23 protein-coding genes and 1 pseudogene are annotated in these 20,750 nt (G+C 67.9%); 15 read left to right on the top strand and 9 right to left on the bottom strand.

Translation table 11 applies throughout. The features are described from left to right. The first annotated feature begins 183 nt into the window (after positions 1–183). The gene (gene moaA, locus AB0L45_RS36995; RefSeq protein ID WP_365848087.1) at positions 184–1,173 is read left to right on the top strand and encodes a GTP 3',8-cyclase MoaA; all 990 of its coding nucleotides are present in this window, start codon (positions 184–186) and stop codon (positions 1,171–1,173) included. 160 nt (positions 1,174–1,333) lie between these two features. Here moaA and AB0L45_RS36990 read toward each other — a convergent pair whose 3' ends face one another. Both AB0L45_RS36990 and AB0L45_RS36985 read right to left on the bottom strand, forming a co-directional pair. Next, positions 1,334–1,615, bottom strand: coding sequence for a hypothetical protein (locus AB0L45_RS36990; RefSeq protein WP_365848085.1), 282 nt, complete (start codon positions 1,613–1,615; stop codon positions 1,334–1,336). 196 nt (positions 1,616–1,811) lie between these two features. Then, positions 1,812–2,186, bottom strand: coding sequence for a DUF3099 domain-containing protein (locus AB0L45_RS36985; protein ID WP_365848083.1), 375 nt, complete (start codon positions 2,184–2,186; stop codon positions 1,812–1,814). Between the two features lie 218 nt (positions 2,187–2,404). Here AB0L45_RS36985 and AB0L45_RS36980 point away from each other — a divergent pair, with 218 nt between their 5' ends. Next, on the top strand, positions 2,405–2,683 hold the full coding sequence (locus AB0L45_RS36980) for a GlsB/YeaQ/YmgE family stress response membrane protein (protein WP_365848081.1): 279 nt from the start codon (positions 2,405–2,407) through the stop codon (positions 2,681–2,683). Positions 2,684–2,863: 180 nt separating this feature from the next. Here the strand turns inward: AB0L45_RS36980 and tyrS are convergent, their stop codons facing one another. The 5 genes and pseudogenes from tyrS to AB0L45_RS36955 form a co-directional block, all read right to left on the bottom strand. Then, positions 2,864–4,267 carry a tyrosine--tRNA ligase gene (gene tyrS, locus AB0L45_RS36975; RefSeq protein ID WP_365848079.1) on the bottom strand — a complete coding sequence of 468 codons (1,404 nt, stop codon included), beginning with the start codon at positions 4,265–4,267 and terminating at the stop codon, positions 2,864–2,866. A gap of 127 nt (positions 4,268–4,394) precedes the next feature. Continuing rightward, a complete protein-coding gene (locus AB0L45_RS36970; protein ID WP_365848077.1) occupies positions 4,395–5,798 on the bottom strand; it encodes a metallopeptidase TldD-related protein in 1,404 nt (467 codons plus the stop codon). After that, positions 5,795–6,061, bottom strand: a pseudogene (locus AB0L45_RS36965) (TldD/PmbA family protein); the annotation flags it as partial. The pseudogene AB0L45_RS36965 and the gene AB0L45_RS36970, both read right to left, overlap by 4 nt. Positions 6,062–6,246: 185 nt before the next feature. Further along, the gene (locus tag AB0L45_RS36960; protein WP_365848075.1) at positions 6,247–6,981 is read right to left on the bottom strand and encodes a creatininase family protein; all 735 of its coding nucleotides are present in this window, start codon (positions 6,979–6,981) and stop codon (positions 6,247–6,249) included. 32 nt (positions 6,982–7,013) lie between these two features. Continuing rightward, positions 7,014–8,312: a hypothetical protein gene (locus AB0L45_RS36955; RefSeq protein ID WP_365848073.1), complete on the bottom strand. Its 1,299-nt coding sequence runs from the start codon at positions 8,310–8,312 to the stop codon at positions 7,014–7,016. A gap of 79 nt (positions 8,313–8,391) precedes the next feature. On the opposite strand from AB0L45_RS36955, the gene AB0L45_RS36950 reads away from it, so the two are divergent. The 6 genes from AB0L45_RS36950 to AB0L45_RS36925 all read left to right on the top strand — a co-directional run bounded on the left by AB0L45_RS36950 (position 8,392) and on the right by AB0L45_RS36925 (position 11,806). Beyond that, a complete protein-coding gene (locus AB0L45_RS36950) occupies positions 8,392–8,847 on the top strand; it encodes an ATP-binding protein (RefSeq protein ID WP_365848071.1) in 456 nt (151 codons plus the stop codon). Between the two features lie 5 nt (positions 8,848–8,852). Continuing rightward, on the top strand, positions 8,853–9,056 hold the full coding sequence (locus AB0L45_RS36945) for a hypothetical protein (protein WP_150240211.1): 204 nt from the start codon (positions 8,853–8,855) through the stop codon (positions 9,054–9,056). After that, positions 9,056–9,292 carry a hypothetical protein gene (locus tag AB0L45_RS36940; protein ID WP_365848069.1) on the top strand — a complete coding sequence of 79 codons (237 nt, stop codon included), beginning with the start codon at positions 9,056–9,058 and terminating at the stop codon, positions 9,290–9,292. The genes AB0L45_RS36945 and AB0L45_RS36940 overlap by 1 nt, the downstream gene beginning before the upstream one ends. A 594-nt stretch (positions 9,293–9,886) precedes the next feature. After that, a complete protein-coding gene (locus AB0L45_RS36935; protein WP_365848067.1) occupies positions 9,887–10,174 on the top strand; it encodes a hypothetical protein in 288 nt (95 codons plus the stop codon). 301 nt (positions 10,175–10,475) lie between these two features. Continuing rightward, entirely contained in the window at positions 10,476–11,258 is a 783-nt protein-coding gene (locus AB0L45_RS36930) for a hypothetical protein (RefSeq protein ID WP_365848065.1), read from the top strand. A gap of 200 nt (positions 11,259–11,458) precedes the next feature. Next, positions 11,459–11,806 (top strand): hypothetical protein, encoded by a 348-nt coding sequence (locus AB0L45_RS36925; protein ID WP_365848063.1) that lies wholly within the window; start codon positions 11,459–11,461, stop codon positions 11,804–11,806. 364 nt (positions 11,807–12,170) lie between these two features. Here AB0L45_RS36925 and AB0L45_RS36920 read toward each other — a convergent pair whose 3' ends face one another. Beyond that, entirely contained in the window at positions 12,171–12,950 is a 780-nt protein-coding gene (locus tag AB0L45_RS36920) for a GntR family transcriptional regulator (protein ID WP_365848061.1), read from the bottom strand. A 170-nt stretch (positions 12,951–13,120) separates the two neighbouring features. Here AB0L45_RS36920 and AB0L45_RS36915 point away from each other — a divergent pair, with 170 nt between their 5' ends. The 6 genes from AB0L45_RS36915 to AB0L45_RS36890 all read left to right on the top strand — a co-directional run bounded on the left by AB0L45_RS36915 (position 13,121) and on the right by AB0L45_RS36890 (position 18,125). Then, positions 13,121–13,477, top strand: a complete 357-nt coding sequence (locus AB0L45_RS36915; protein WP_365848059.1) for a hypothetical protein — start codon at positions 13,121–13,123, stop codon at positions 13,475–13,477. Beyond that, on the top strand, positions 13,477–14,784 hold the full coding sequence (locus tag AB0L45_RS36910) for an FtsK/SpoIIIE domain-containing protein (RefSeq protein ID WP_365848057.1): 1,308 nt from the start codon (positions 13,477–13,479) through the stop codon (positions 14,782–14,784). The genes AB0L45_RS36915 and AB0L45_RS36910 overlap by 1 nt, the downstream gene beginning before the upstream one ends. Then, complete coding sequence (locus tag AB0L45_RS36905) at positions 14,781–14,975, top strand: hypothetical protein (RefSeq protein WP_030596777.1); 195 nt, start codon at positions 14,781–14,783, stop codon at positions 14,973–14,975. The genes AB0L45_RS36910 and AB0L45_RS36905 overlap by 4 nt, the downstream gene beginning before the upstream one ends. A gap of 272 nt (positions 14,976–15,247) precedes the next feature. Further along, positions 15,248–16,645, top strand: coding sequence for a replication initiator (locus tag AB0L45_RS36900; RefSeq protein ID WP_365848055.1), 1,398 nt, complete (start codon positions 15,248–15,250; stop codon positions 16,643–16,645). Next, positions 16,642–16,827: a helix-turn-helix domain-containing protein gene (locus AB0L45_RS36895; protein WP_365848053.1), complete on the top strand. Its 186-nt coding sequence runs from the start codon at positions 16,642–16,644 to the stop codon at positions 16,825–16,827. Before AB0L45_RS36900 ends, AB0L45_RS36895 begins: the two co-directional genes overlap by 4 nt. A 47-nt stretch (positions 16,828–16,874) precedes the next feature. Continuing rightward, positions 16,875–18,125, top strand: coding sequence for a site-specific integrase (locus AB0L45_RS36890; protein WP_365848051.1), 1,251 nt, complete (start codon positions 16,875–16,877; stop codon positions 18,123–18,125). Between the two features lie 84 nt (positions 18,126–18,209). Here AB0L45_RS36890 and AB0L45_RS36885 read toward each other — a convergent pair whose 3' ends face one another. Next, on the bottom strand, positions 18,210–19,745 hold the full coding sequence (locus AB0L45_RS36885) for a TldD/PmbA family protein (RefSeq protein ID WP_365848049.1): 1,536 nt from the start codon (positions 19,743–19,745) through the stop codon (positions 18,210–18,212). A gap of 297 nt (positions 19,746–20,042) precedes the next feature. Here AB0L45_RS36885 and fabG point away from each other — a divergent pair, with 297 nt between their 5' ends. Continuing rightward, entirely contained in the window at positions 20,043–20,747 is a 705-nt protein-coding gene (gene fabG / locus AB0L45_RS36880) for a 3-oxoacyl-[acyl-carrier-protein] reductase (protein ID WP_365848047.1), read from the top strand. Positions 20,748–20,750 lie beyond the last annotated feature (3 nt).

Below are 20,750 nucleotides of genomic sequence, written 5' to 3'. Positions count from 1 at the left end.
GCGCGCACGGCAGCGGCCAGCGCCCGGTCGTCACCGTCCGCAGCCGAGGCCGCCACGTCCACCGCCGTGTCGGTCATCGTGACATCTCACCCGTGCTCGCTGTCAGACCCATCGCGTAGGCTCGAAAGCGAACTGATCGGACTCGGGCATGGGGGCAGCGGTGCTCTCGGGCAGGGGGCAGCAGTGCTCATCGACACATTCGGTCGCGTGGCCACCGACCTGCGCGTCTCGCTGACCGACCGGTGCAACCTGCGCTGCACGTACTGCATGCCGGAAGAGGGCCTGCAATGGCTCGCCAAGCCCGACCTGCTCACCGACGACGAGATCGTGCGCCTGATCCGCATCGCCGTGACCGATCTGGGCATCGAAGAGGTCCGCTTCACGGGCGGCGAGCCGCTGCTGCGCCCCGGCCTCGTCGGCCTCGTCGAGCGGGTCGCCGCCCTGGAGAACCGCCCGCAGATGTCGCTGACCACCAACGGCATCGGCCTGGAGCGCACGGCCACCGCCCTGCGCGACGCCGGCCTGGACCGCGTCAACGTCTCCCTCGACACCCTGCGCCCCGACGTCTTCCGCGCCCTGACCCGCCGCAAGCGCCACGAGGACGTACTGCGCGGCCTGGAAGCGGCCCGCGCCGCCGGCCTCACCCCCGTCAAGGTCAACAGCGTCCTGATGCCAGGGCTCAACGACGACGAGGCCCCCGACCTGCTGGCCTGGGCGATCGCCCACGACTACGAGCTGCGCTTCATCGAGCAGATGCCGCTCGACGCCCAGCACGGCTGGAAGCGCGACGGCATGATCACCGCCGGTGACATCCTCACCTCGCTGCGCACCCGCTTCACGCTGACCCCCGAGGGCCAGGACGAGCGCGGCTCGGCGCCCGCCGAGCGCTGGCTGGTGGACGGCGGCCCGCATCGGGTCGGCGTCATCGCCTCCGTCACCCGCCCGTTCTGCCGCGCCTGCGACCGTACGCGGCTGACCGCCGACGGCCAGGTCCGTACGTGCCTGTTCGCCACCGAGGAGACGGACCTGCGCGCGGCACTGCGCTCGGACGCCCCGGACGCGGAGATCGCCCGTATATGGAAGCAGGCGATGTGGGGCAAGAAGGCGGGCTCGGGCCTGGACGACCCGTCGTTCCTCCAGCCCGAGCGGCCGATGTCGGCGATCGGGGGCTGAGCGCCCGCCGGCCGCCGGCTTCCGCCAGAGGCCGGACCAATGGCGGCGGACCAATGGCGGCGGGCCTGTGGGGCGGCCAGTGGGCCGGCCGGCCGGTCAGCCGTCCGTCGGTCAGCCGTCAGACGTCCGGGCGGCACTGTGGCTGACCAGCTGTGGCCGATCAGCTCCCCGTCGGCCCCTCGGCGGCAGCCTGGCCCTTCTCCCACGCCTCCAGTGTGACGACGTCCTTCAGGAAGCCGCGCACGTCGAGGAAGTTGGCCAGGTGCTCGCGGTGCTCCTCGCAGGCGAGCCAGGTCTTACGGCGATCCGGCGTGTGCAGCTTGGGATTGTTCCAGGCCAGCACCCACACCGCGGCGGCGCGGCAGCCTTTGGCCGAGCAGATCGGCGTCTCGGACGCGGTGTCGCCGAAGAGGCCGGGAATCGGGGCGTCAGGGGAGTTCACGGCCTCAACCCTACGTCGCCGCCGAAGCGGACATGGCGACGCCGGGCAGCCACGGGGGGAGCCGCCCGGCGTCGGTCCGTCGCTCCGACGGGGGATGCGGAGCGCGTACGCAGTATGTCACGCGGGAGCGGGCCCGGTGCACCGGAACCGCATGATTGATCTGAGCTTTTCTTGAGCTACGCCGATCACGGCCGGGTCAACTCCGCTCCTGCCGCGGCCCGTCCGCTTCCGGCCCGGCCGCTTCCGGGACCGGTTCCGCCGGGTCGGCGGTGCTCCCGGGGCCCAGCATCGGCCGTGTGGGAGCCGGTATGAAGGTGGACGGCAGTGAACGTACGTTCTCCCGCCCCGCGTTGGCGATGACGACCGCGACGTACGGCAGCAGGATGCCCAGCGCCAGTGTGCCGATGGCCACGTGACGCTCGATGTTCCAGAGCACGGCGGTGAGGACGACGGCCACCGTCCGCACCGACATGGAGATCACATAGCGCCGCTGCCGGCCCCGTACGTCCTCGGTCAGCCCCTGCCGCGCTCCCGTGATCCGGAAGGCCTGGGCGCCGGTCTGCTTCCGCATCACGTTCCACCACCTGCTTGTCGTGCCGGATTCTCCCCGGTTCAGCACCGAACCCACGTTACGCCGCGCCTGCGCCGCCTTCGAGACCGGGGCGCGATACGCCGGGGCCGGGTCCGCGCCGCCGTTCCGCGTACGGTCCGCTCCGGCGTGCGGCGTAGGGGTTCCGGGGCGAAACTGGCTGGGCACGCTCACGTGCGCGCGCCGCTTTAGGAGGCGACATGACTTGGTTGTGGGCAATCATCGTGGGCCTTGTCCTGGGCCTGATCGCCAAGGCGATCCTCCCGGGCAAGCAGCAGATCCCCCTGTGGCTGACCGTGGTCTTCGGCATGCTCGGCAGCGTCCTGGGCAACTGGCTGGCCACCGGCATCGGGGTGAACGACACCAAGGGCATCGACTGGACCCGGCACCTGCTGCAGCTGGTCGGCGCGGTCGTGGTGGTCGCCGTCGGCGACCGGCTCTGGGCGGCCGTACGCGGTCACGGCAGAGAGACGACCTGACCGGCCCCGGTACGCGAGAACGGCCGGTGCGCACGGAATGCGCACCGGCCGTCGCCGTACCGGAGGGGCGGCCCGTACCGAAGGGACAGCAGTCCCGCCCCGCCCGAATCCCAGCGGCCTACGAGACGCCCGTCGCGGACCGGACCCGGGCCCGGACCCGGGCTCGCGGCTCCGGAATCCCTACCGGCCCTCGATCTGCGCCAGCTTGCGGCCGGCCTTCAGGTAGGCCGTGCCGGAGACGTCGGCCAGCTTCTCGGCCAGCACCTCGCCCAGCGGCCGGATCACCTCGGCCTCGGCCAGCACCAGCGTCTGCTGGCCCGCCTCGGCCTCCACGACCAGGCGCAGCGCGTTCTGCTTGGCCAGCCGCCGGGCCGCCGAGGCGCTCGGCGTGAACTCCAGGACCTTGGTCAGGACCGTGGCCACCGTCTCCGCACCGTGCTCGGCGGCGTCCACCACCGGCAGCGTGCCGACGTCGGCGAAGGACTTCTTGGAGAACTGCGCCACGAACCCGGCGCGCGCGGCCATCGCCGCCTCCAGGCCGTACAGCACCGTCACGACCTCGCCCGCCAGGACCTTCTTCAGGTCCATCGGGTGCAGGCTCTTGTCCGCGACCCGGGCCAGCACGACCGCGATCTCCTCGTCGGTCCACTCCGTCCAGGCCTTCAGGTACGGCTCCATCAGCCGGTCCGGCACCGACATGATCTTGCCGAAGACATCGTCGGCGGGCGCGCTGAGCCCGACGTAGTTGCCCTTGGACTTCGACATCTTGGCGCCGGTGCCGTCGGTGCCCTCGATCAGCGGCATCGTGACGACCAGCTGCGGCCGCTGCCCGCGCAGCTCCATCAGCTTGCGGCCCATCTGGAGGTTGAGCAGCTGGTCGGCGCCGCCCAGCTCCACGTCGCACTCCAGCGCCACCGAGTCCAGGCCCTGCGCGATCGGGTACAGCAGCTCCGTCATCGTCAGGCCGGAGCCCGCGGCGAGGCGGTTGCGGAAGTCCTCGCGCTGGAGCAGCTGCGAGACCGGCACCTGCGAGAGCAGGCTGAGCAGCTCCGGGAAGGTGTACGGCGCCAGCCACTCGCTGTTCTGCCGGAAGCTGACCTTCTCGAAGTCGAAGAACGGCCGGACCTGGTCGCGGTAGCTGGCCAGGTTGGCGGCGATGTCCTCGTCGGTCAGCGGCGGGCGCTCGGCGGTCCGGCCCGACGGGTCGCCGATCTTGGCGGTGAAGTCACCGATGATCAGCGTCACGTCGTGCCCGAGCCGCTGGAACCGGCTCAGGATGATCAGCGGTACGGCGTGCCCGAGGTGGACGTCGGTGGCGGTCGGGTCGATGCCCAGCTTGATGTGCAGGCCCCGGCCCGCCGCCCGGCGCTCCTCGATCCGCTCGGCGAGCCGGTCCACGCCCGGCAGCACCTCGACGGTGCGGGAGGCGATCAGCTCGGCCTGCTCCTTGGCGGGCAGGTCCGTCAGGTCGAGATAGCGCCGCTCGCCCGTCTCCTTGAGCAGCTCCGCGACGGTGGCGTCGGCGGAGAGGTCTGCGGAGAGCAGCGAGCTGGCGCGGGCGACGGATTCGCCGAGGCGTGTCATGGCGTTCCTGATCGGTCGGTGTTCCCGTACGGGAGGACGAAGGGAGAGTCTATTAGAGCCGCCGCCCGGCCCCGGTGGAGCCCGCGCCCGGCCCCGGCCACCGGCCCCACCGGCATCGGCACCGGCGTCATACCCCCGGACTCACCGAACTCATGTTGAAGTCCGGGACGCGCAGCGCCGGCATCGCCGCGCGGGTGAAGTAGTCGCTCCACTCCCGGGGCAGCGTGCGCTCCGTACGGCCCGCCTCCACGGCCCGCGCCAGCAGGTCCAGCGGCGACTCGTTGAACCGGAAGTTGTTCACCTCGCCCACCACCTCGCCGTTCTCGACCAGGTAGACACCGTCCCGGGTCAGCCCGGTGAGCAGCAGCGTCGCCGGGTCCACCTCGCGGATGTACCACAGGCAGGTCAGCAGCAGCCCCCGCTCGGTGTCCGCCACCATCTCCGCCGGCGACCGGGTGCCGCCGCCGTCCAGGATCAGGTTGTCGATGCCCGGCGCCACCGGCAGCCCGGTCAGCCCGGCACTGTGCCGAGTGGTCACCAGCCGCCGCAGCTCACCTTCGCGCACCCAGTCGGTCGGCTCCAGAGGCAGCCCGTTGTCGAAGACGGAGGCGTCGTCACCGGAGGAGTGGGCCAGCACGAACGGCGCGCACTCCAGGCCGGGGGCGCCCGGGTCGCTGCGCAGCGTCAGCGGCAGCTCCGCGACCTTCGACCCGATCCGCGTGTCACCGCCGGGCCGCGAGAAGACCGTACGGCCCTCCACGGCGTCCCGCGCCGCCGCGGACCACTGCTGGTACACGAGCAGGTCGGCCACGGCGGACGGCGGCAGCAGCGTCTCGTACCGCCCGGCCGGCAGCTCGATGCGGCGCGCCGCCCAGCCGAGCCGGGTGGCCAGCTCCGCGTCCATGGCCAGCGGGTCCGCGTCCCGGAAGTCCCGGGTGGACCGGCCCGCCCAGGCGGACCGGGTGCGGTCCGGCGACTTGGCGTTCAGCTCCAGCGTCCCGGTGGGCTGGTCGTGCCGCAGCCGCAGCCCCGTGGACGACCCGAGATAGGACGACACCACCTCGTGGTACGCGAACCCGTACAGCTCACGGCCCCCGTCCCTGGCCCGCTTGAACGACTCGCCCAGCGCGGGCGCGAACGCGTCGAACACCGCGGAAGAGGTCTCCGCCGGTGCCTCGGTGAAATCCGGCGACGGCGCGGCCCCGGAGACCAGCGGCGCGGCGTCCTCGGCGGGCCCGGCCGCCCGGGCCGCCGCCTCCGCCTCCCGCACCAGCGGCTCCAGGTCGGCGGCGGTCACCGCGGACCGCGACACCACACCCGAGGCGGTGCCCTGCGCGCCGTCCACGGTGGCGATGACGGTCAGCGACCGCCCCCGGGTGACCCCGTTGGTGGTCAGCGCGTTACCGGCCCACCGCAGATTGGCACTGGACCGCTCCTCCGCGATGACCACACACCCGTCGGCCCGCGACAGCTCCAGGGCCCGCTCCACCATCTCGTGGGGTGCGCCCGTACGCCCCGTACGCCTGCTCATCGCCCCGCCTCCCGCGCCGTGTTCAACATACTGACGCCGGTGAACAGCGCCGACGGACACCCATGCGACACCGCAGCAATCTGCCCCGGCTGCGCCTTCCCACAGTTGAACGCCCCTCCCAGCACATACGTCCCGGGCCCGCCGACCGCGGCCATCGACCCCCAGAAGTCGGTGGTGGTGGCCTGATAGGCGACGTCCCGCACCTGCCCCGCCAACTGCCCGTGCTCGATACGGAAGAAGCGCTGGCCGGTGAACTGGAAATTCACCGGGGGAGCGGAGGGCATACCTCTCCGATCAGCGTCTGTGCAGGTCAGGCGGTGTTTCACGGTCCACCCTCGATCCGTGTTGATACCGGTTGAAACCGGACTGTACGGGGTGTGGTGACGGCTTGGTGTTGACTTTTGGCGGGGTGCTGCGGATCTTCGATGCCTGATCGTAGACGCCGGGCCTACGGGGCAGGGTGGTCCCCGGCCAGAACGGCGAGATGAGCACGAGCGGACTGGGAGAGGCTGTCCAGCAGAGCCTTCCCCTTGGCCGCTGTAGCGAGGGAAGGCTGCCCGATGATGCCGTTGGTGGTGTACCCGGCCATGCCCAGTGTCAGCAGATGCGGACGGCTGGGAGCTGAGTGATCATCCTGCTCGATGCCGTCGCGTACGAGGTGCGGAGCGCCGTGCAGGAGCAGCGAGACTTCGAACTCTCCGCCGTGCATGTCGCCGGGGCTGCTGCTCTCCAGGCCGGCTTCCTGGCGGGCCCGGGCCCGGTCCTCGCTGACGGGGAAGAGAGCCACGCGGGGGCCGCCCACATTGGCTTCCTGCACCACGTTCGACAGCACGTAATTGCCACCATGCCCGTTGACGATCATCAGCCCCGGCACGCCGGACGCCTTCAGAGACCGCCAGATGTCGTTGACGACGGCGTACAGGGTCGCGGCGCTGATGCTTACAGTTCCCGCCGTACCTGCCATACCCGCGTGCTCGTGGGAGCAGGAGACGGTGATGGGCGGCAGGAGGAAGAGGCCGTGATCGTCGGCGATGCGCTTGGCGATCATGCACGCAATGGCGGTGTCCGTGGTCAGGGGCAGGTGAGCACCGTGCTGCTCGAAGCTCCCCACAGGCAGTACGGCGATGGTCGGACCCTTGCGGCGCTCGTCCTCGGACGTGGCCTGGGTGATCAGATCGTCCATGTCCTTAGCATCCCTCATGGTTTCCGGCCGAACTAGGTCGTAAGTCGGTCGCGAACGATCTGAAGGCGTTCAGTGAACGCTGCTATGGCAGGAACCTTCTGACGTGCCGGGACGGCCCGGGCCACAGCCGTCAGCTCCGCGAGGGTCCGGGCCGAACCGGTCTGCGTGACGATGGCCAAGGCCTTCCCGGCGGCCTCTGCGCACGGCTCGGGCTCACCGGCCTTGGCGTAGGCGCGGGCGAGCCGTGCGAGATAGACGCTGCGGTCGTTTCGGAAGACCTGGGGGAGGGCGGCAATCTCCTCCTCGAAGAGCCGGATGGCGCGCGACGGGTCACCAAGATCGATCCAGCAATTGGCGCGCTGGATCTCCACGTAGGTCGGGGTGCAGTACGACGTATCGAGAAGGGCCTCCGGATCGGCCTCGCACGTCCGTGACGCCAGCTCGTGAGCCTCGTCGAACTTGCTCAGAGCGGCCTGCGGGTCTCCTTGGAGAGCGTGGCCGGCGGCCTCTTGCAGCGCCGCGAGCGCGGAAAGCTGGGGAGTCCTGTTCGGTACGTACTGCGCTGCTTGGGCCAGGCCGACGGCACGCACCGGGCTGCCCTGCGCGGCGGCCTGGTGGCTCTTGCGGAACAGTAGGTACGACTGCATGTGATGGTCGGCGGCTTCCTGCGCCCATTCCATCGAACGGTCAGACCAGTACGCCGCCGCCGTGAAGTCGCCCAAATCTTGGTACAGCCACCCGAGGAATTCGGCGGTCTGGCTGCCTACATGCAACAGCCTGCGTCGCACCGGACCATTGGCAGTGTCCAGAAGACGGGCGATGGTCTTCGCGTCATGACTGACCGTGGCCAGCGGTTGTCTCGCCCCGAAATAATTCGCACTCTTGTAGCGCTGAGGCAGCTGACTCTCAATGAGAGCCGCGGTGAATTCCGGATCGGCCAGGTCTTCGCCAGACGTCGCAACCCACAGATCATCAGTCGGCTCGGAGCCCATGGCTGGCTCGGGCGGCGTCAGCAGAACGGCCCCCGCCGGCACCTCCGCGCCCTCCTCCCAGCCCCGGCGCATGAGGCCAAGCATGCGTCCGGGGATGCGGAGCCCATCGGCCACACGCTCGACAACGGCCATGTCCTTGATGATCCGCTGCCCCTGGATGACCTCGCCGACCCGGCTCGGTGTCAGGTCGCAGCGCCGCGCGATGAGGGCGGGGTAGAGACCTGCCCGCTTAACGATCTTAAAAATACGCGAGAAGTCGCGTTCGTAGCACGCTTTGATCATTTCGGCGTCGTTCAAGATGCGCGCGGGTAGATCTTGCGGCGGTTCGGACTTGGGCATGAGCGATGCTCCGATGGACTCAGCCTGGATCGCTGTGACGCTTCCCTCGCGATGTTACCCACCGTGGGTAATCACGCTGGTGTCGATTCCGGAACAACTGGCCACGATCCTGCTGCGTATGAAGCCCGATGCGACGGTCAGCACTGGGGATTCGGCAGTGAGCCGATGGCCTCACCACACTCGCAGCGTCGGCTTGGCTCGCACTGAGTTGAGTGAACTGTTGGTCAAGTGGGACCTGAGCACGGTGGTTGACGAAGTGCTGCTGGTGCTCTCCGAGTTGGTCACCAATGCGGTCAGGCATGGGCGCGCGACTGTCGAGCGCGAGATCGAAACGCGGTATTCGCGCGTACCGGATGGCGTCCGGATCGAGGTACGCGACGGGGCGAGGGAACACCCAGTGATCCGCGTACCGAGCGATACGGGTGGTTGGGGCCTGCTCCTCGTCGGCGAACTGTCCGCCCGCTGGGGCGTGGACGAACGCGCGGGGGCCGGTAAGTCCGTATGGGCCGTGGTGACGGCCCCAGAGGAAAGCTGAGCGTGATGGATGACCGACTGATGGCCTCTCGGGTACGGCGGGGAGACCAAGTACGACTGCGGGGCCGGTTGCAGGAGGTGAAGGCGGTCCGCCCCGACCGGGCGTCGTCCAGGCGCCCCACGGTGGTCCTGGTCTTCAAGGGGCACCCCTCGGAGCGCTTCACCGCCGACACCTGGCTCTGGGGACGCGACCGGAAGAGGTCGCGCTGATGGTGGTCAAGGCGATCTACCGGTTCGTGGACTGGGTGTTGCAGCTCGACACGTCGGGCAGCCCGCCGATCTTCGAAATGAAGTGCATGAAGTGCGACGCGACCTCGGAAGCATCCGAAGACCCCGTGCCGGCACAGAACTGGGCACTGAAACACGCGGGCCGCGAGGGCCACACCCTCTTCCAGGCCGTAAACCTCTCGTACTTCCGAGCGACAGCCGTAGGGGAGACCCGGTGATGCGCCGGGGCTGGAGGAACGCGCGCCGGGGGCTCCGATGGGCCGCGGGGATAGCTGACGAGGCGACCCTCCGAGCGCAAGAGCAGTGGTGGCGCCACGTGACCGACCGGACGCTCTTCCGCCTCTTCGACCGCGAGCGCACCCGGCTGACCGCAAGGAGCCCACGCGGTTGCCTGCGCTGCGCGCAGCAGTGCCCGGCCCCAGGAACGGCCCTAGTCAAGAAGGAGCGGGGCTGGCCGTTGGCGTAACCCTGCTGGGGGCTGCTGGCCGAGTCCGGCCAGCGCCTCTCCCGAACTCCCTTGGTGATCACAGGCCGTACGACTTCCGACTCTGTCCGCTCCGCAGGGTCGTGAACGCGAACGGTCGTGCCACCGGGGGCGGCGGTCCGGCTCTGTCGGCTCCCCTTCAGGGCCGGACCGTGATCGACAACCCAAGATGCAAGACCGGACCACCCCTCGCCTGGACAGCATCCGGGGTGGCCCGGGTGGGGTTGCTGGCAACCCCGGTGCCGATGGTACCGGGGTTGCCGTGATGCGCACGTGCGGTTGCCCTGCTTGATCAGTGATCCGGTGAGCAGGGAAGGGACTTGAGTCGATGGACGCCTTCGGCGGCGAGGGGTTGGCGGACCACGGGTTCGACCCTGACGAGACGGTGTGGGTCCGAGGCGTGGATTACGTAGCAGGCTGGCGCGAGGCCCGCGACGCCGGCGCAGCCCTAGTGGAGGCGCTGGCAGCAGCGGGAATCGACGTGACGAACCTCAAGGCACAAGCTCACGCCCGACCGGACGGCTCCGGGGAGGTGACCCTGAAACTGCCGACGGCGACGGCCCGGCAGACGACAGGACTGCTGCGGGCGGCGTCGCGATGGGGCAGGGCGAGTTGAGCGGCCTTGCTTTGGGTGGTCGGTTGGGACCAGCGGGGCACAGCGGTGGAACATGTGCGCCTCCCTGAGTTCCACCACGACGCGAGCGCTGACCGCAACTGCCGCCGCGTACGACCCGAGTGGCGCGACGGGATGAACGCGGCCAGATTTTCCCGCTGTTCCGTTCGATCTGGTACGCCTGTGGTGCATCCTCCCCGAGACCCACACTCTTACTCTCCCACGGGATCGCTCCATGCAAGATCAGTACCGCTACTCGTAACGGTCTACCGGAGTAGTGATAGGCCATGCAACATGTAGGTCTATGACGGAATTCGTGACTGCGTTGGTCGCAGGTTTGATCGGGCTCATAGGTACGGTGACCGGCGCCGCTGCTACAGCATGGGCTGCAAAAAGCGGCGCGAAGATGAATGCCAAGGCGATGCGGGGACAGGTACAGGATCAGGCTGCAAGTGAGCACGCACACTGGCTACGACAGCAACGCCTCGCTGCCTACGAGGGGTTCCTCGACGCGTGGGATGAGTGCAGTCGGGCGCGCACAGAATTGACGCGGTCGGTAGGTGATAGTGCACGCGATGCTCTCCGTGCAGAATTGAGCCGGTCAGCTTCTCGCATGATGGAGCGTGCTAGGCGGATATCGTTACTTGGCCCCGAAGAGGTATCTCTGGCGGCGGAAGCCATTTCAAAGGCAACGATGGACAACATCAAGAAAGAAGATAAATATGGCCAGTATATCAAGGTGGAGTTATCAAAAATGAGAGAGCAGGAACGTCAAATGCGAGAGATGTCGCCTAATCTTCAGCTAGCAGAGTTCAGGGAGGTGCTGCGACATGTTGACGATCTTGAGAGGCTACAAGAGTTGTATTCTATCGATCAGTTGGAAAGGATCCTGGTACAGGCGGAGCACTCCATGAGCGAAGCGGAAGAGTTGCGCCGCAAGATGGAGGCTTTCGCGAACCTGGGGCATGAAGTGAACGTTGCGGCTAAACGATTTCTGGAGGATTTCAGTCGCAACATTCAGATCGCCGAGGAGAGTAGGGTGATCTTTGTTCAAACGATTCGGAATGCAATTACGCATCCGAGTTAGCCGCTTACTTAAATTATACGGGCGGGGGCGTCGATGACCGCCGGAGAGCCGGCACCTCCGCGGACCGTGTGGATCTCGGCCGACGACAGTCAACCACGATGGCGAGCACGCCGACCGAACGGGCGCGGGAGTGTGACCGTAGGGTACCCGCATACTAGTTCAGGGTTCACAGGTTGCCGGTCAGCATCCATAGTTCAGTGATGAAGCTGACCATAACCCTTCTCACGTTGGCAGGCGGGCTGCTGCCAGCACTTGGAGTGCTGCGGCTCTGGCGAAATGTCGAAAGTCGCCGGAAAAACCTTCGCGCCCTGTTCTCACGGGTAGAAGAGATCAGGAGCGATCCCACTCTGGAGGCTGACGAGCGGTCGCGTCGGCTGGAACGGGAGGCTCCGACTGAGAGCTCCTGGGCCGACCTTCTCCATGTACGGGAACGCATCGAACTGGTCGGCCTGGAGCAAGCGCCCGAGGTAACGGTCCCTGCCGTGTTGGCCAGTGTTGGGCTTGCGTGTGCGACTGTTGCTGGTCTGTTGTCCACGTGGTTTGACTGATCTACGAAGGCGGCGGAGCGGCTTTGGGCGGGAGCTGGTTTGGGGCGAGTGATCATGGCCCCGTAAGCTGATGGCGCGTCGGGCGGTCTGTGGACCTGCCCGGTGAAGCACGACGTGGGGGCCATGATCTTAGAGGCTCGCGCCAAAGTGGCTGCCTAAAGCCGTGGAGCCGACCGCCCCAGCCACGACGTGCCTCTTCTCTGAGGTCAGGTGGCTGGTCGCTGTGTGCGCGGGCGGGCGCCGGCCGGGCTGGAGCGGGGCGGAGACACGAGCGCAGGCCCGGACGGGGCCGGGCCGCGCGCGGGGAGCGGAGCGAGCCGCCTTGAGGAAGTAGAGATAGTTTTCGACGCGTTGTGCTGCCGGGTCAGTCCGGGACGGAGTGCAGGGCGCGGGGGCTGTCGGCGGTGACGCGGAAGGCGAACTGGGCCTGGTGGCCGTTGGTGCGTAGTTCTTCGAGGAGCAGGGGCTCCAGGTCGGTGCCGTGGGTGACGGCCAGAAGGTGCACTACCGGGGTGGCATCGGGGAGTTCGAGGGCTGAGCGTTCGTCGGCCAGGGGCATGCGGGCTCGTACGGTCTCGGTCCAGGTGAGGTGGTGGCCGGCGGCGGTGAGGGCTGCGTAGATCTTCTGAGGTGGAGTGTCCGGGGCCTCGGCGAGTAGCGGCGTGGTGTCTGCGGTGGCGAAGGGGATCAACGTGCGGTGCAGGGCGCGGGTGCCGGTCTTCGGGTGACGTAGAACGCGGTCGCAGGCGAAGAGTTCTTCGTCCTCGGGCAGGCCGAGTGGGGGGCCGGTGACGGTGGTGGTGCGAGTTCGGTAGATGGTCGGTGGGGTGGTCTCTTCCCAGATGCCTTGTGGGGTGGTGAAGGTTTTGCCCTTGCGGGTGACGGTGCGCTCGATGGTCAGCGGTGGGGCGGGGGCGGCCTTCACGTATGAGCCCTTGCCGTGGATGACCTCGATGAGTCCTTCGGCCTTGAGCAGGGACACGGCCTTGCGGACCGTGGGCCGGCTGACTCGGTAACGATCGATGAGCTGCGCCTCGGAGGGGAGCGGGGTGCCGGGCTTGAGTTCGCCGGATGCGATGGAGCTGCGCATCTCGGCGGCGAGCTGCTGGTAGAGCGCTCCGGGGCGCTGCATCGAATCGTCCATTCCGGGCTTCTTCCTCGTCGTCAGCGGTCTTCGTGACGTTACCTGACGTCACTCGTAAGCATAAGTTCTTGCCTGTGGGCGTCAAGGTGTGCATAGTCGTAGCTCGTAAGCACGAGTGACGTCACGTGACGTCTTGCGTGTTCTGCGAGTGCTCTAGGAGTAACAGCCCCATGCAGGCCATACCCGTGGACACCTCGCGGCTCGGCGTCCTGCGCTGTGCCGTCGAACCCGAACCCAAGATCAGCAACTTTGAGACCAAGGAGGTCAAGAGAGATAAGGAGGGCAACACGATCTACACCGTTGCGGCGACCGTGCGGCAGGAGGGGCGCCGAATCTCGGTGATCGAGATCGCCGTGGCCGGGGAGCCCAAGGGGATCAAGGAAGGGCAGGAGATCCGGGTCACCGGACTGGAGGCGTTCTCCTGGGCCATGGGGGATCGGCACGGCGTCAGCTTCCGTGCTGAAGCCATCACGCCCGTGCAGCCGGCTGCGGCTCCGGCCTTACCGGGCAAGGGCGGGGGCGCCTGATGGGAGCGATCCTGCTTGCCTTCGCGCTGGCCGTGCTCGCCTGGCTCCTGGTGTTCGGTCGGTGGCTGAAGGAGAACCGTCCGGCCTGGCACTGGTACCTGACCGGCTATCCCGTCACCGCGCTGCGGGTGCTGTTCACCTGGCGCAAGGTCGCTGATCTGAACGGCCTGTCGGTCAGCGACCGGCCCGCCAGTCGTGTGATCAAAGGGCTGGAGGTCCGGGGCGAACCACTGCGCACCAAGGCGCCGCGGATCTCCTTCCCCCGGGCGATGCCCAACGGACTGGAGCTGGTGGTGCGGTTGCATGCGGGGCAGGCGCCGGCCCGGTATCTGGAGATCGCGGACGCGTTGGCGCACACCTGGCGGGTGCACGCCGTACGGGTCACCTCGTCCGAACGCGGCGTCGTTCATCTATCCGCCACGGCTCGGGATCCGTTGGAGCGTCCTGGCATCGTCTCCGCTCCGTCCGCGCCGATGAGTGCCGTACTTGGCGCCCTGGAGAGTGGCGGTGCCTGGATCATGGATCTGCTCCAGGTGCCTCATTGGTTGATCACGGGTGCCACGCAGTCCGGTAAGTCGACGTTGATCGCCAGACTGGTCAAGGAACTGGCGCCCCAGCGCGTTGCACTGGTCGGCATCGACTGCAAAGGCGGTATGGAGCTGGGGCTGTTCGCCGACCGGCTTTCCGCCCTGGCTACCTGTCGACGCGAAGCGGTTGCGGTTCTTGGTGCCTTGGTTGTCGACCTTCAGGGGCGGATGCGGCGCTGCCGGGACGCGGGGGTGCGTTCCATCTGGGAACTGCCGCCCAAGCGACGGCCCATCCCCATCGTCGTCATCGTCGATGAGCTGGCGGAGCTGTACCTGTCCGACGGTACGAAGGCCAGCCGGGCGGAGATCGAGCAGTGCTCCACCTACCTACTACGACTGGCGCAGCTTGGCGCGGCACTGGGACTGCACCTGGTCCTCTCCGGGCAACGTGTCGGCTCCGACCTCGGTCCCGGTGTCACGGCCTTGCGGGCGCAGCTCGGCGGTCGGATCTGTCACCGGGTGCACGACTCCGGTACGGCCGAGATGACGCTCGGCGACCTCAACAAGGACGCGGTGGCCGTGGCCCAGTCCATCACCGCTGCCGAACGCGGCGTAGCCGTCTGCACCGGAACGGACGGGGGCTGGGTGCGGGCCCGTTCCCACCTGACCACCACCGAGGAAGCGCGTAACGCGGCTGCCAAGCACGCGGCGCGTACGCCACTGCTGCCCGGCGCGGCCCGCGCCCTGGTTGCCCTTCAAGGCGAGGAGTCCGGCACATGAGCGAAGCGACCTCGATCCCGTTCGCGGTGGTCTTCGGGATCATCACCATCCTCTTGATCCGCTCCCGTGACGTGAAGTTCTGGGAGGCAGTGGCCATCGGCCTGTTCGGCCTCTACGTCGGTCAGACGCCTCTCGTCTACACCATCGGCGGGCTCGTCAACTGGGTCTTCTCCGGCTTCCAGCACACATAGGAAGGGCCCGAATGCCGATGCGTCGCGTGCGCTGTCCTGTGTGCAAAGGCGAGCGCTCCCGAAAGACCCGTTCTGGGCGGTGGCGGCGCTGCCGCTGCTGCCGGGGCACCGGCACCATCCGCTGATCTTCACCACCCGACCACGCAAGGAGTGAATGCCATGGACGGTTCCGCCCCAACCATCCACCGTGCCGCTGCTGCGGCCCACCTGGGGAGGTCCCCGCCATCAACCCCGACATCGCTTCGGCTGGCCGGCGCGCCGCACTCGAACGGGTGGCGCGTCTGGGCCGGCTCTCCGAGACCGACCGTGACGCCATCCGTATCGTCCAGGACCTTCAGTTCCCTCGCTGGCTCGACCAGGTCACCGCTACTGGCGGCTGCGCTCATCCCATCCATCTCGCCGGAGCCACCACCGTCCGCGACGCGGCAACCGGCGAGATCCTGCACCACTACGACACCCGTCGTGAGCCGGGGGAGCGGATACTCGTCCGTTGCCGGAACCGCCGGGCCACCGTCTGTGCGCCCTGTTCCCACACCCATGCAGGTGACACCTTCCACCTCGTCCGCGCTGGACTCGTCGGCGGCAAATCGATCCCCGCGGCCGTTCGGCACCATCCCCGGCTGTTCGTCACCCTGACTGCTCCCTCCTTCGGTGCCGTGCACCGCACCACCACTGGCGGAGCGCGCTGCCGCCCCCGCCGAGGTGCGCCGCGCTGCGAGCACGGTCACTCCCGCGGCTGCCTAACCGCTCATGAGGAGTCGGACCCTCTGGTTGGTCAGCCGCTGTGCCCGGCCTGCTACGACTACACCGGACACGTCCTGTGGCACGCGCACGCGGGGCGGCTGTGGAAGGCGTTCACGGACAACGTTCACAATCACCTGGCGGCCCGTACCGGCCTTACCCGCACTGGCTTACGGCGATCGGTCCGCGTCTGTCACGCGAAGATCGCTGAACTTCAGCGGCGCGCGGCGGTCCACCTTCACGCTGTGCTCCGTCTCGACGGTGCGGACGGCCCGACCGTGCTGCCCCCGGCTTGGGGCACCTCCGGCCTGCTCGTTTCCGTCGTCCACTCCGCTGCCCGTGCGGTCCGTCTCGAATCTCCCTATAGCCAGGCTGTGGGGCAGTACGAGCTGCGCTGGGGAGCCCAGCTCGATGCGCGCCCGCTCGAAGCCTGTGACACCGCCGATGGGCCGGATGCTGATGCGGTGGCGGCGTACGTAGCCAAATACGTCACCAAAGGTGCTGCCGACGCCTTGGCCGGCGCCGACCACCGGCTGAAAAGCCTCCAAGAGATCGACGCGATACCGGCCACGGCGCACACGCGCACCCTCATGCGCACCACTTGGCGCCTCGGCGGCCTGCCTGAATTCGCATCCCTGAACCTCCGAGCCTGGACCCACACGCTCGGATTCCGCGGCCACATCCTCACCAAATCTCGGACGTATTCGACCACGTACTTGGCGTTGCGTGAGGCCCGGGCCGAACATCGAAACTCAATCAGCCAATCTTCTGCCGCCGATAACGCGATCACTGCTCGCGAGTGGCGCTATCTCGGTTCCGGCCATACCCCCGGCGGCGCCCTCATCGCGTCAGGCATTGCCCAAGATGTGGCCCGCAATCGTGCCGTCGCCAAAGAGGAGCTGACCAGCAGAAAGAGAGAGGAGCTGTGAGAGGCGGCAGCAATCTGCTGATGACGCCGGCGGAGGCTGCTGCGGAGCTGGGCGTGTCCAAACGCGTCCTGATGGACTCGTACCGACGCTGGGGCATCCCGTACCTGAAGGTCGGCAAGCATGTCCGGTTCCGAACTCGCGACCTGCACCACTGGGTTGACGCCCGGATGAGGGCTGACTAGCTTCCCGGCCAATCGCTGACCCATCAACATGCAGGAGGTGAACAACCGTGGCGACGATCAAGAAGGAAGACTGCCCCTGCCCTCGGCGCAAGAAGTCGACGTGCACACACAAACCGTATCGGGTGACGTACCGGGAACCCGGCGGACGAGCGGGCAAGCTCCGACAGGTTTCGTTCAAGAAGGCGGAAGATGCTGAGGCGTTCGCAGTCAAGGTGGAGCGGGACAAGGACTTAGGAACGTACGTCAACCCCAAAGGCGGCATGCGGCTGTTCGAAGAGATCTGGCGCGAGTGGGTGGACGCGGGCACGCTCGAAGAGTCTTCGAAGCGGAACTACCACAGTGTCTACGAGAATCACTACGGGCCTTTCTTCGGTAAGAAGCCCATCGGTAGCATCACTCCGTCAACGATTCAGGAGTGGGAGGCGAAACAGCGGGAGAGGGGTTACAAGGATTCCGGTATCTCCGGACGGAAGAACGTCCTCTCCTCCGTGTTCAACTATGCGGTAGCGGCTGAGATCATCGGCCGGAACCCGTGCAAGAAGGCCAACCCCCGGAGGCGTTCCGGCCAGTCCCTCACTCCCGTCACCGATGACGACATTCCGAGCATGGAGGAAGTGCTCGGGATCATCGCCGAGACCCCCAAACTCATCCGTGCCGGCTTCTGGGCCATGGCGGGGTGCGGCACGCGTCCCGGTGAGTCCCTGGCGCTGGCCGAGGAGTCGATGGACTGGGAGCGCGGCATCCTCACCGTGGATCACCAGGTCTCGGCGTACGGCTGTCAGGAGATCTCGGGCTATCGCCGTGGCGTGAAGCGGGGGACCAAGCACCGCAGCTTCGCTGAGGCGAGGAAGACCCCGGTGCCCGAATCGGTCAACGAGATCTTCAACGATCACGTTGACGCCTTCGGGACGTGGGGGGATCGGGGCTGGTTCTTCGAGTCTCCTCGGCTGAACGATCGCCACCCGTCGTACGACTGGTTCCTGGGCCAGTTCAAGGCGGCGGCCAGGGCCGCCGGGACTCCCCGGTACACGCCCAAGAGCTTCCGGCACTTCTTCGTCTCGGAGGCCATCCACGCGGACATTCCGCTGTTCGAGGTCGCGGCCTGGGTGGGGCATCGGAGTACGAGGACGACGGAGCTGGTGTACGGGCACCTCGTCCGCAGAGCGATGGAACGAGGTGCCCGGACCATGCACAACCGCTTGGGGCTGAACCTGGCTCCCTTCAAGGGGCTCATCGTCCCGCCCCGGCTGACACCGGAGGAGGGTGACATGGGTGATGACTGGGACGACGTTGCGTAGGCGGTCGTAGACGGTGCCCCGACGGTGGTTCCCCGTGGCGCCGTGTCGACCTGGTGCTGACTTCGACCCTCCTAAGCGATCTTGCTACGAGCGGCCGGACTCGCTGGAGGTGTTCAGGATGTTCACATTCCGGAACATCGCCGAAGGGCACCCGTGCGACACAGCAGCGATCTGCCCCGGCTGCGCCTTCCCGCAGTTGAAAGCCCCTCCGAGGACGTACGTCTGCGGGCCTCCGATGGCCGCCATGGAGCCCCAGAACTGCGTGGTACTTCCCTGGTAGGCAACGTCCCGGAGCTGCCCGCAAAGCTGGCCGTCCCGGATGAGATATGCCCTCTGCTGTGTGAACTGGAAATTGTGCCGCTGCATGTCGATCGACCACGAGCGGTCTCCGACCACGTAGATGCCGTGTTCCACGCCGGAGATCAGGTCTCGGGTGGAGGGGCCGCGGGGGGCCGGTTGCAGGGAGACGTTGGCCATGCGTTGGACGGGGACGTGGGAGGGGGAGTCGGCGTAGGCGCAGCCGTTGGAGCGGGGGGAGCCGGTGAGTTTGGCGATGCGGCGGTCCAGTTGGTAGCCGACCAGGGTGCCGTTCTTGATGAGGTCCCAGGACTGGGCGGCGACGCCCTCGTCGTCGTAGCCGATGGTGGCCAGGCCGTGTTCGGCGGTGCGGTCGCCGGTCACGTTCATCACCTCGGAGCCGTACGCCAGCTTGCCGAGCTGGTCGAAGGTGGCGAAGGAGGTGCCCGCGTACGCCGCTTCGTAGCCCAGGGCGCGGTCCAGTTCGGTGGCGTGTCCGATGGATTCGTGGATGGTCAGCCACAGGTTGGAGGGGTCGACGACCAGGTCGTAGCGGCCGGGTTCGACGCCTGGCGCGCGCAGCTTCTCGGCGAGGTGGGCCGGGATCTCGTCCAGCTCGGTGGCCCAGTCGTAGTGGCTGCCGGTCAGGTATTCCCAGCCGCGGCCCACCGGCGGGGCGAGGGTGCGCATCGAGTCGAACTCGCCGGTCGCCGGGTCCACCGCGACCGCCGTCAGCTCCGGGTGCAGCCGGACTCGCTGCTGGGTCGTGCTGGTGCCCGCGGTGTCCGCGTAGAACTTGTTCTCCTGGACGGTGGTGAGTGTGGCGTCGGCGTGCGCCACGCCCGGGGCGGCCAGCAGGCGGGCGCTCCACTCGGCGAGCAGGCCGGTCTTGTCGGCGTCCGGTACGTCGAACGGGTTGATCTCGTACGAGGAGATCCAGGTGCGGTCCGGGTAGGCGGGCTCGTCCGCCAGCTCGACCCGTTCCGTGGAGCCTGCCGCTTCGATCACCTTGGCGGAGAGTTTCGCCATCGCCACGGCCTGCCCGGCCACCCGGGCGGCGGCATCCATCGTCAGGTCCACGCCGGACGCGAAACCCCAGGCCCCGTTGTGCACCACGCGTACCGCGTAGCCCAGGTCCGTGGTGTCCGACGCCTCCGAGGGCCGCGCGTCCCGCAGCCGCCAGGACGCGCTGCGCACCCGTTCCAGGCGGAAGTCCGCATGGGTGGCGCCGAGCGCGCGGGCCCGCGCCAGCGCTGCGTCGGCCAGCGCGTGCAGGGGCAGCGCGAGGAAGGTCTCGTCGATCGAACGAGGTGTGACAGGCAAGGCGTCCTCCCGAGGTCGGCGCCATGCATCATGCCCTGCCGGGAGTGTGTGTCCCAGCCCGTGAGCCTGCTGGGGGCGTCCCCACCTCGTGAGCCTGCCGGGAGTGTGCGTCCCAGCCCGTGAGCCTGCTGGGGGCGTGCGTCCCACCCCATAAGGCAGCCGTCCGGCGGTGCCTTCTGTAGAGACCCGACAGTGACCGGCGTGCGCGCCTGTCCGGGCTCGATTCTCCGTACGAGGCCGGTGACCGATAGTTTCGTAGCGAACGCAGGTCGGACAGGACACGGAAAGGGTGATCTCTTGAGCCGCTCGGTTCTGGTCACCGGAGGCAACCGCGGCATTGGCCTCGCCATCGCCCGGGCCTTCGCCGAGGCAGGCGACAAGGTCGCCATCACCTACCGCTCGGGCGAACCGCCCGAGGGATTTTTGGCCGTGAAGTGCGACATCACGGACGCCGAGCAGGTCGAGCAGGCCTACAAGGAGATCGAGGAGAAGCACGGCGCGGTCGAGGTGCTGGTGGCCAACGCCGGCGTCACCCGCGACCAGCTGCTCATGCGGATGTCCGAGGAGGACTTCACCTCGGTCCTCGAAACCAACCTCACCGGCACCTTCCGGGTGGTCAAGCGCGCCAACCGCGGCATGCTGCGGGCGCGCAAGGGCCGCGTCGTGCTGATCTCGTCCGTCGTGGGCCTGCTGGGCTCCGCGGGCCAGGCGAACTACGCCGCCTCCAAGGCGGGCCTGGTGGGCTTCGCCCGCTCGCTCGCCCGTGAGCTGGGCAGCCGTAACATCACCGTCAACGTGGTCGCGCCCGGTTTCGTCGACACCGACATGACCCGCGCGCTCACCGACGAGCAGCGGGAGGGCATCGTCAAGCAGGTGCCGCTGGCGCGTTACGCGCAGCCCGAGGAGATCGCCGCCTCGGTCCGCTTCCTGGCCTCCGACGAGGCCGCGTACATCACTGGAGCCGTCATTCCCGTCGACGGCGGATTGGGCATGGGTCACTGATCA

The sequence above is a fragment of the Streptomyces sp. NPDC052496 genome (genome assembly GCF_040679095.1).
Lineage (GTDB): Bacteria > Actinomycetota > Actinomycetes > Streptomycetales > Streptomycetaceae > Streptomyces.
The sequence above is the reverse complement of the archived record's forward strand: the minus strand, read 5'-3'. Positions and strand labels throughout refer to the sequence as shown.

Coding starts and splice junctions, on each gene's coding strand:
- AB0L45_RS36985 (WP_365848083.1), bottom strand. CDS start 2,186: ATGCGGAAGCAGACCGGCGCCCAGGCCTTCCGGATCACGGGAGCGCGG.
- AB0L45_RS36980 (WP_365848081.1), top strand. CDS start 2,405: ATGACTTGGTTGTGGGCAATCATCGTGGGCCTTGTCCTGGGCCTGATC.
- tyrS (WP_365848079.1), bottom strand. CDS start 4,267: ATGACACGCCTCGGCGAATCCGTCGCCCGCGCCAGCTCGCTGCTCTCC.
- AB0L45_RS36970 (WP_365848077.1), bottom strand. CDS start 5,798: ATGAGCAGGCGTACGGGGCGTACGGGCGCACCCCACGAGATGGTGGAG.
- AB0L45_RS36960 (WP_365848075.1), bottom strand. CDS start 6,981: ATGGACGATCTGATCACCCAGGCCACGTCCGAGGACGAGCGCCGCAAG.
- AB0L45_RS36955 (WP_365848073.1), bottom strand. CDS start 8,312: ATGCCCAAGTCCGAACCGCCGCAAGATCTACCCGCGCGCATCTTGAAC.
- AB0L45_RS36945 (WP_150240211.1), top strand. CDS start 8,853: ATGGATGACCGACTGATGGCCTCTCGGGTACGGCGGGGAGACCAAGTA.
- AB0L45_RS36940 (WP_365848069.1), top strand. CDS start 9,056: ATGGTGGTCAAGGCGATCTACCGGTTCGTGGACTGGGTGTTGCAGCTC.
- AB0L45_RS36935 (WP_365848067.1), top strand. CDS start 9,887: ATGGACGCCTTCGGCGGCGAGGGGTTGGCGGACCACGGGTTCGACCCT.
- AB0L45_RS36930 (WP_365848065.1), top strand. CDS start 10,476: ATGACGGAATTCGTGACTGCGTTGGTCGCAGGTTTGATCGGGCTCATA.
- AB0L45_RS36925 (WP_365848063.1), top strand. CDS start 11,459: ATGAAGCTGACCATAACCCTTCTCACGTTGGCAGGCGGGCTGCTGCCA.
- AB0L45_RS36920 (WP_365848061.1), bottom strand. CDS start 12,950: ATGGACGATTCGATGCAGCGCCCCGGAGCGCTCTACCAGCAGCTCGCC.
- AB0L45_RS36915 (WP_365848059.1), top strand. CDS start 13,121: ATGCAGGCCATACCCGTGGACACCTCGCGGCTCGGCGTCCTGCGCTGT.
- AB0L45_RS36910 (WP_365848057.1), top strand. CDS start 13,477: ATGGGAGCGATCCTGCTTGCCTTCGCGCTGGCCGTGCTCGCCTGGCTC.
- AB0L45_RS36905 (WP_030596777.1), top strand. CDS start 14,781: ATGAGCGAAGCGACCTCGATCCCGTTCGCGGTGGTCTTCGGGATCATC.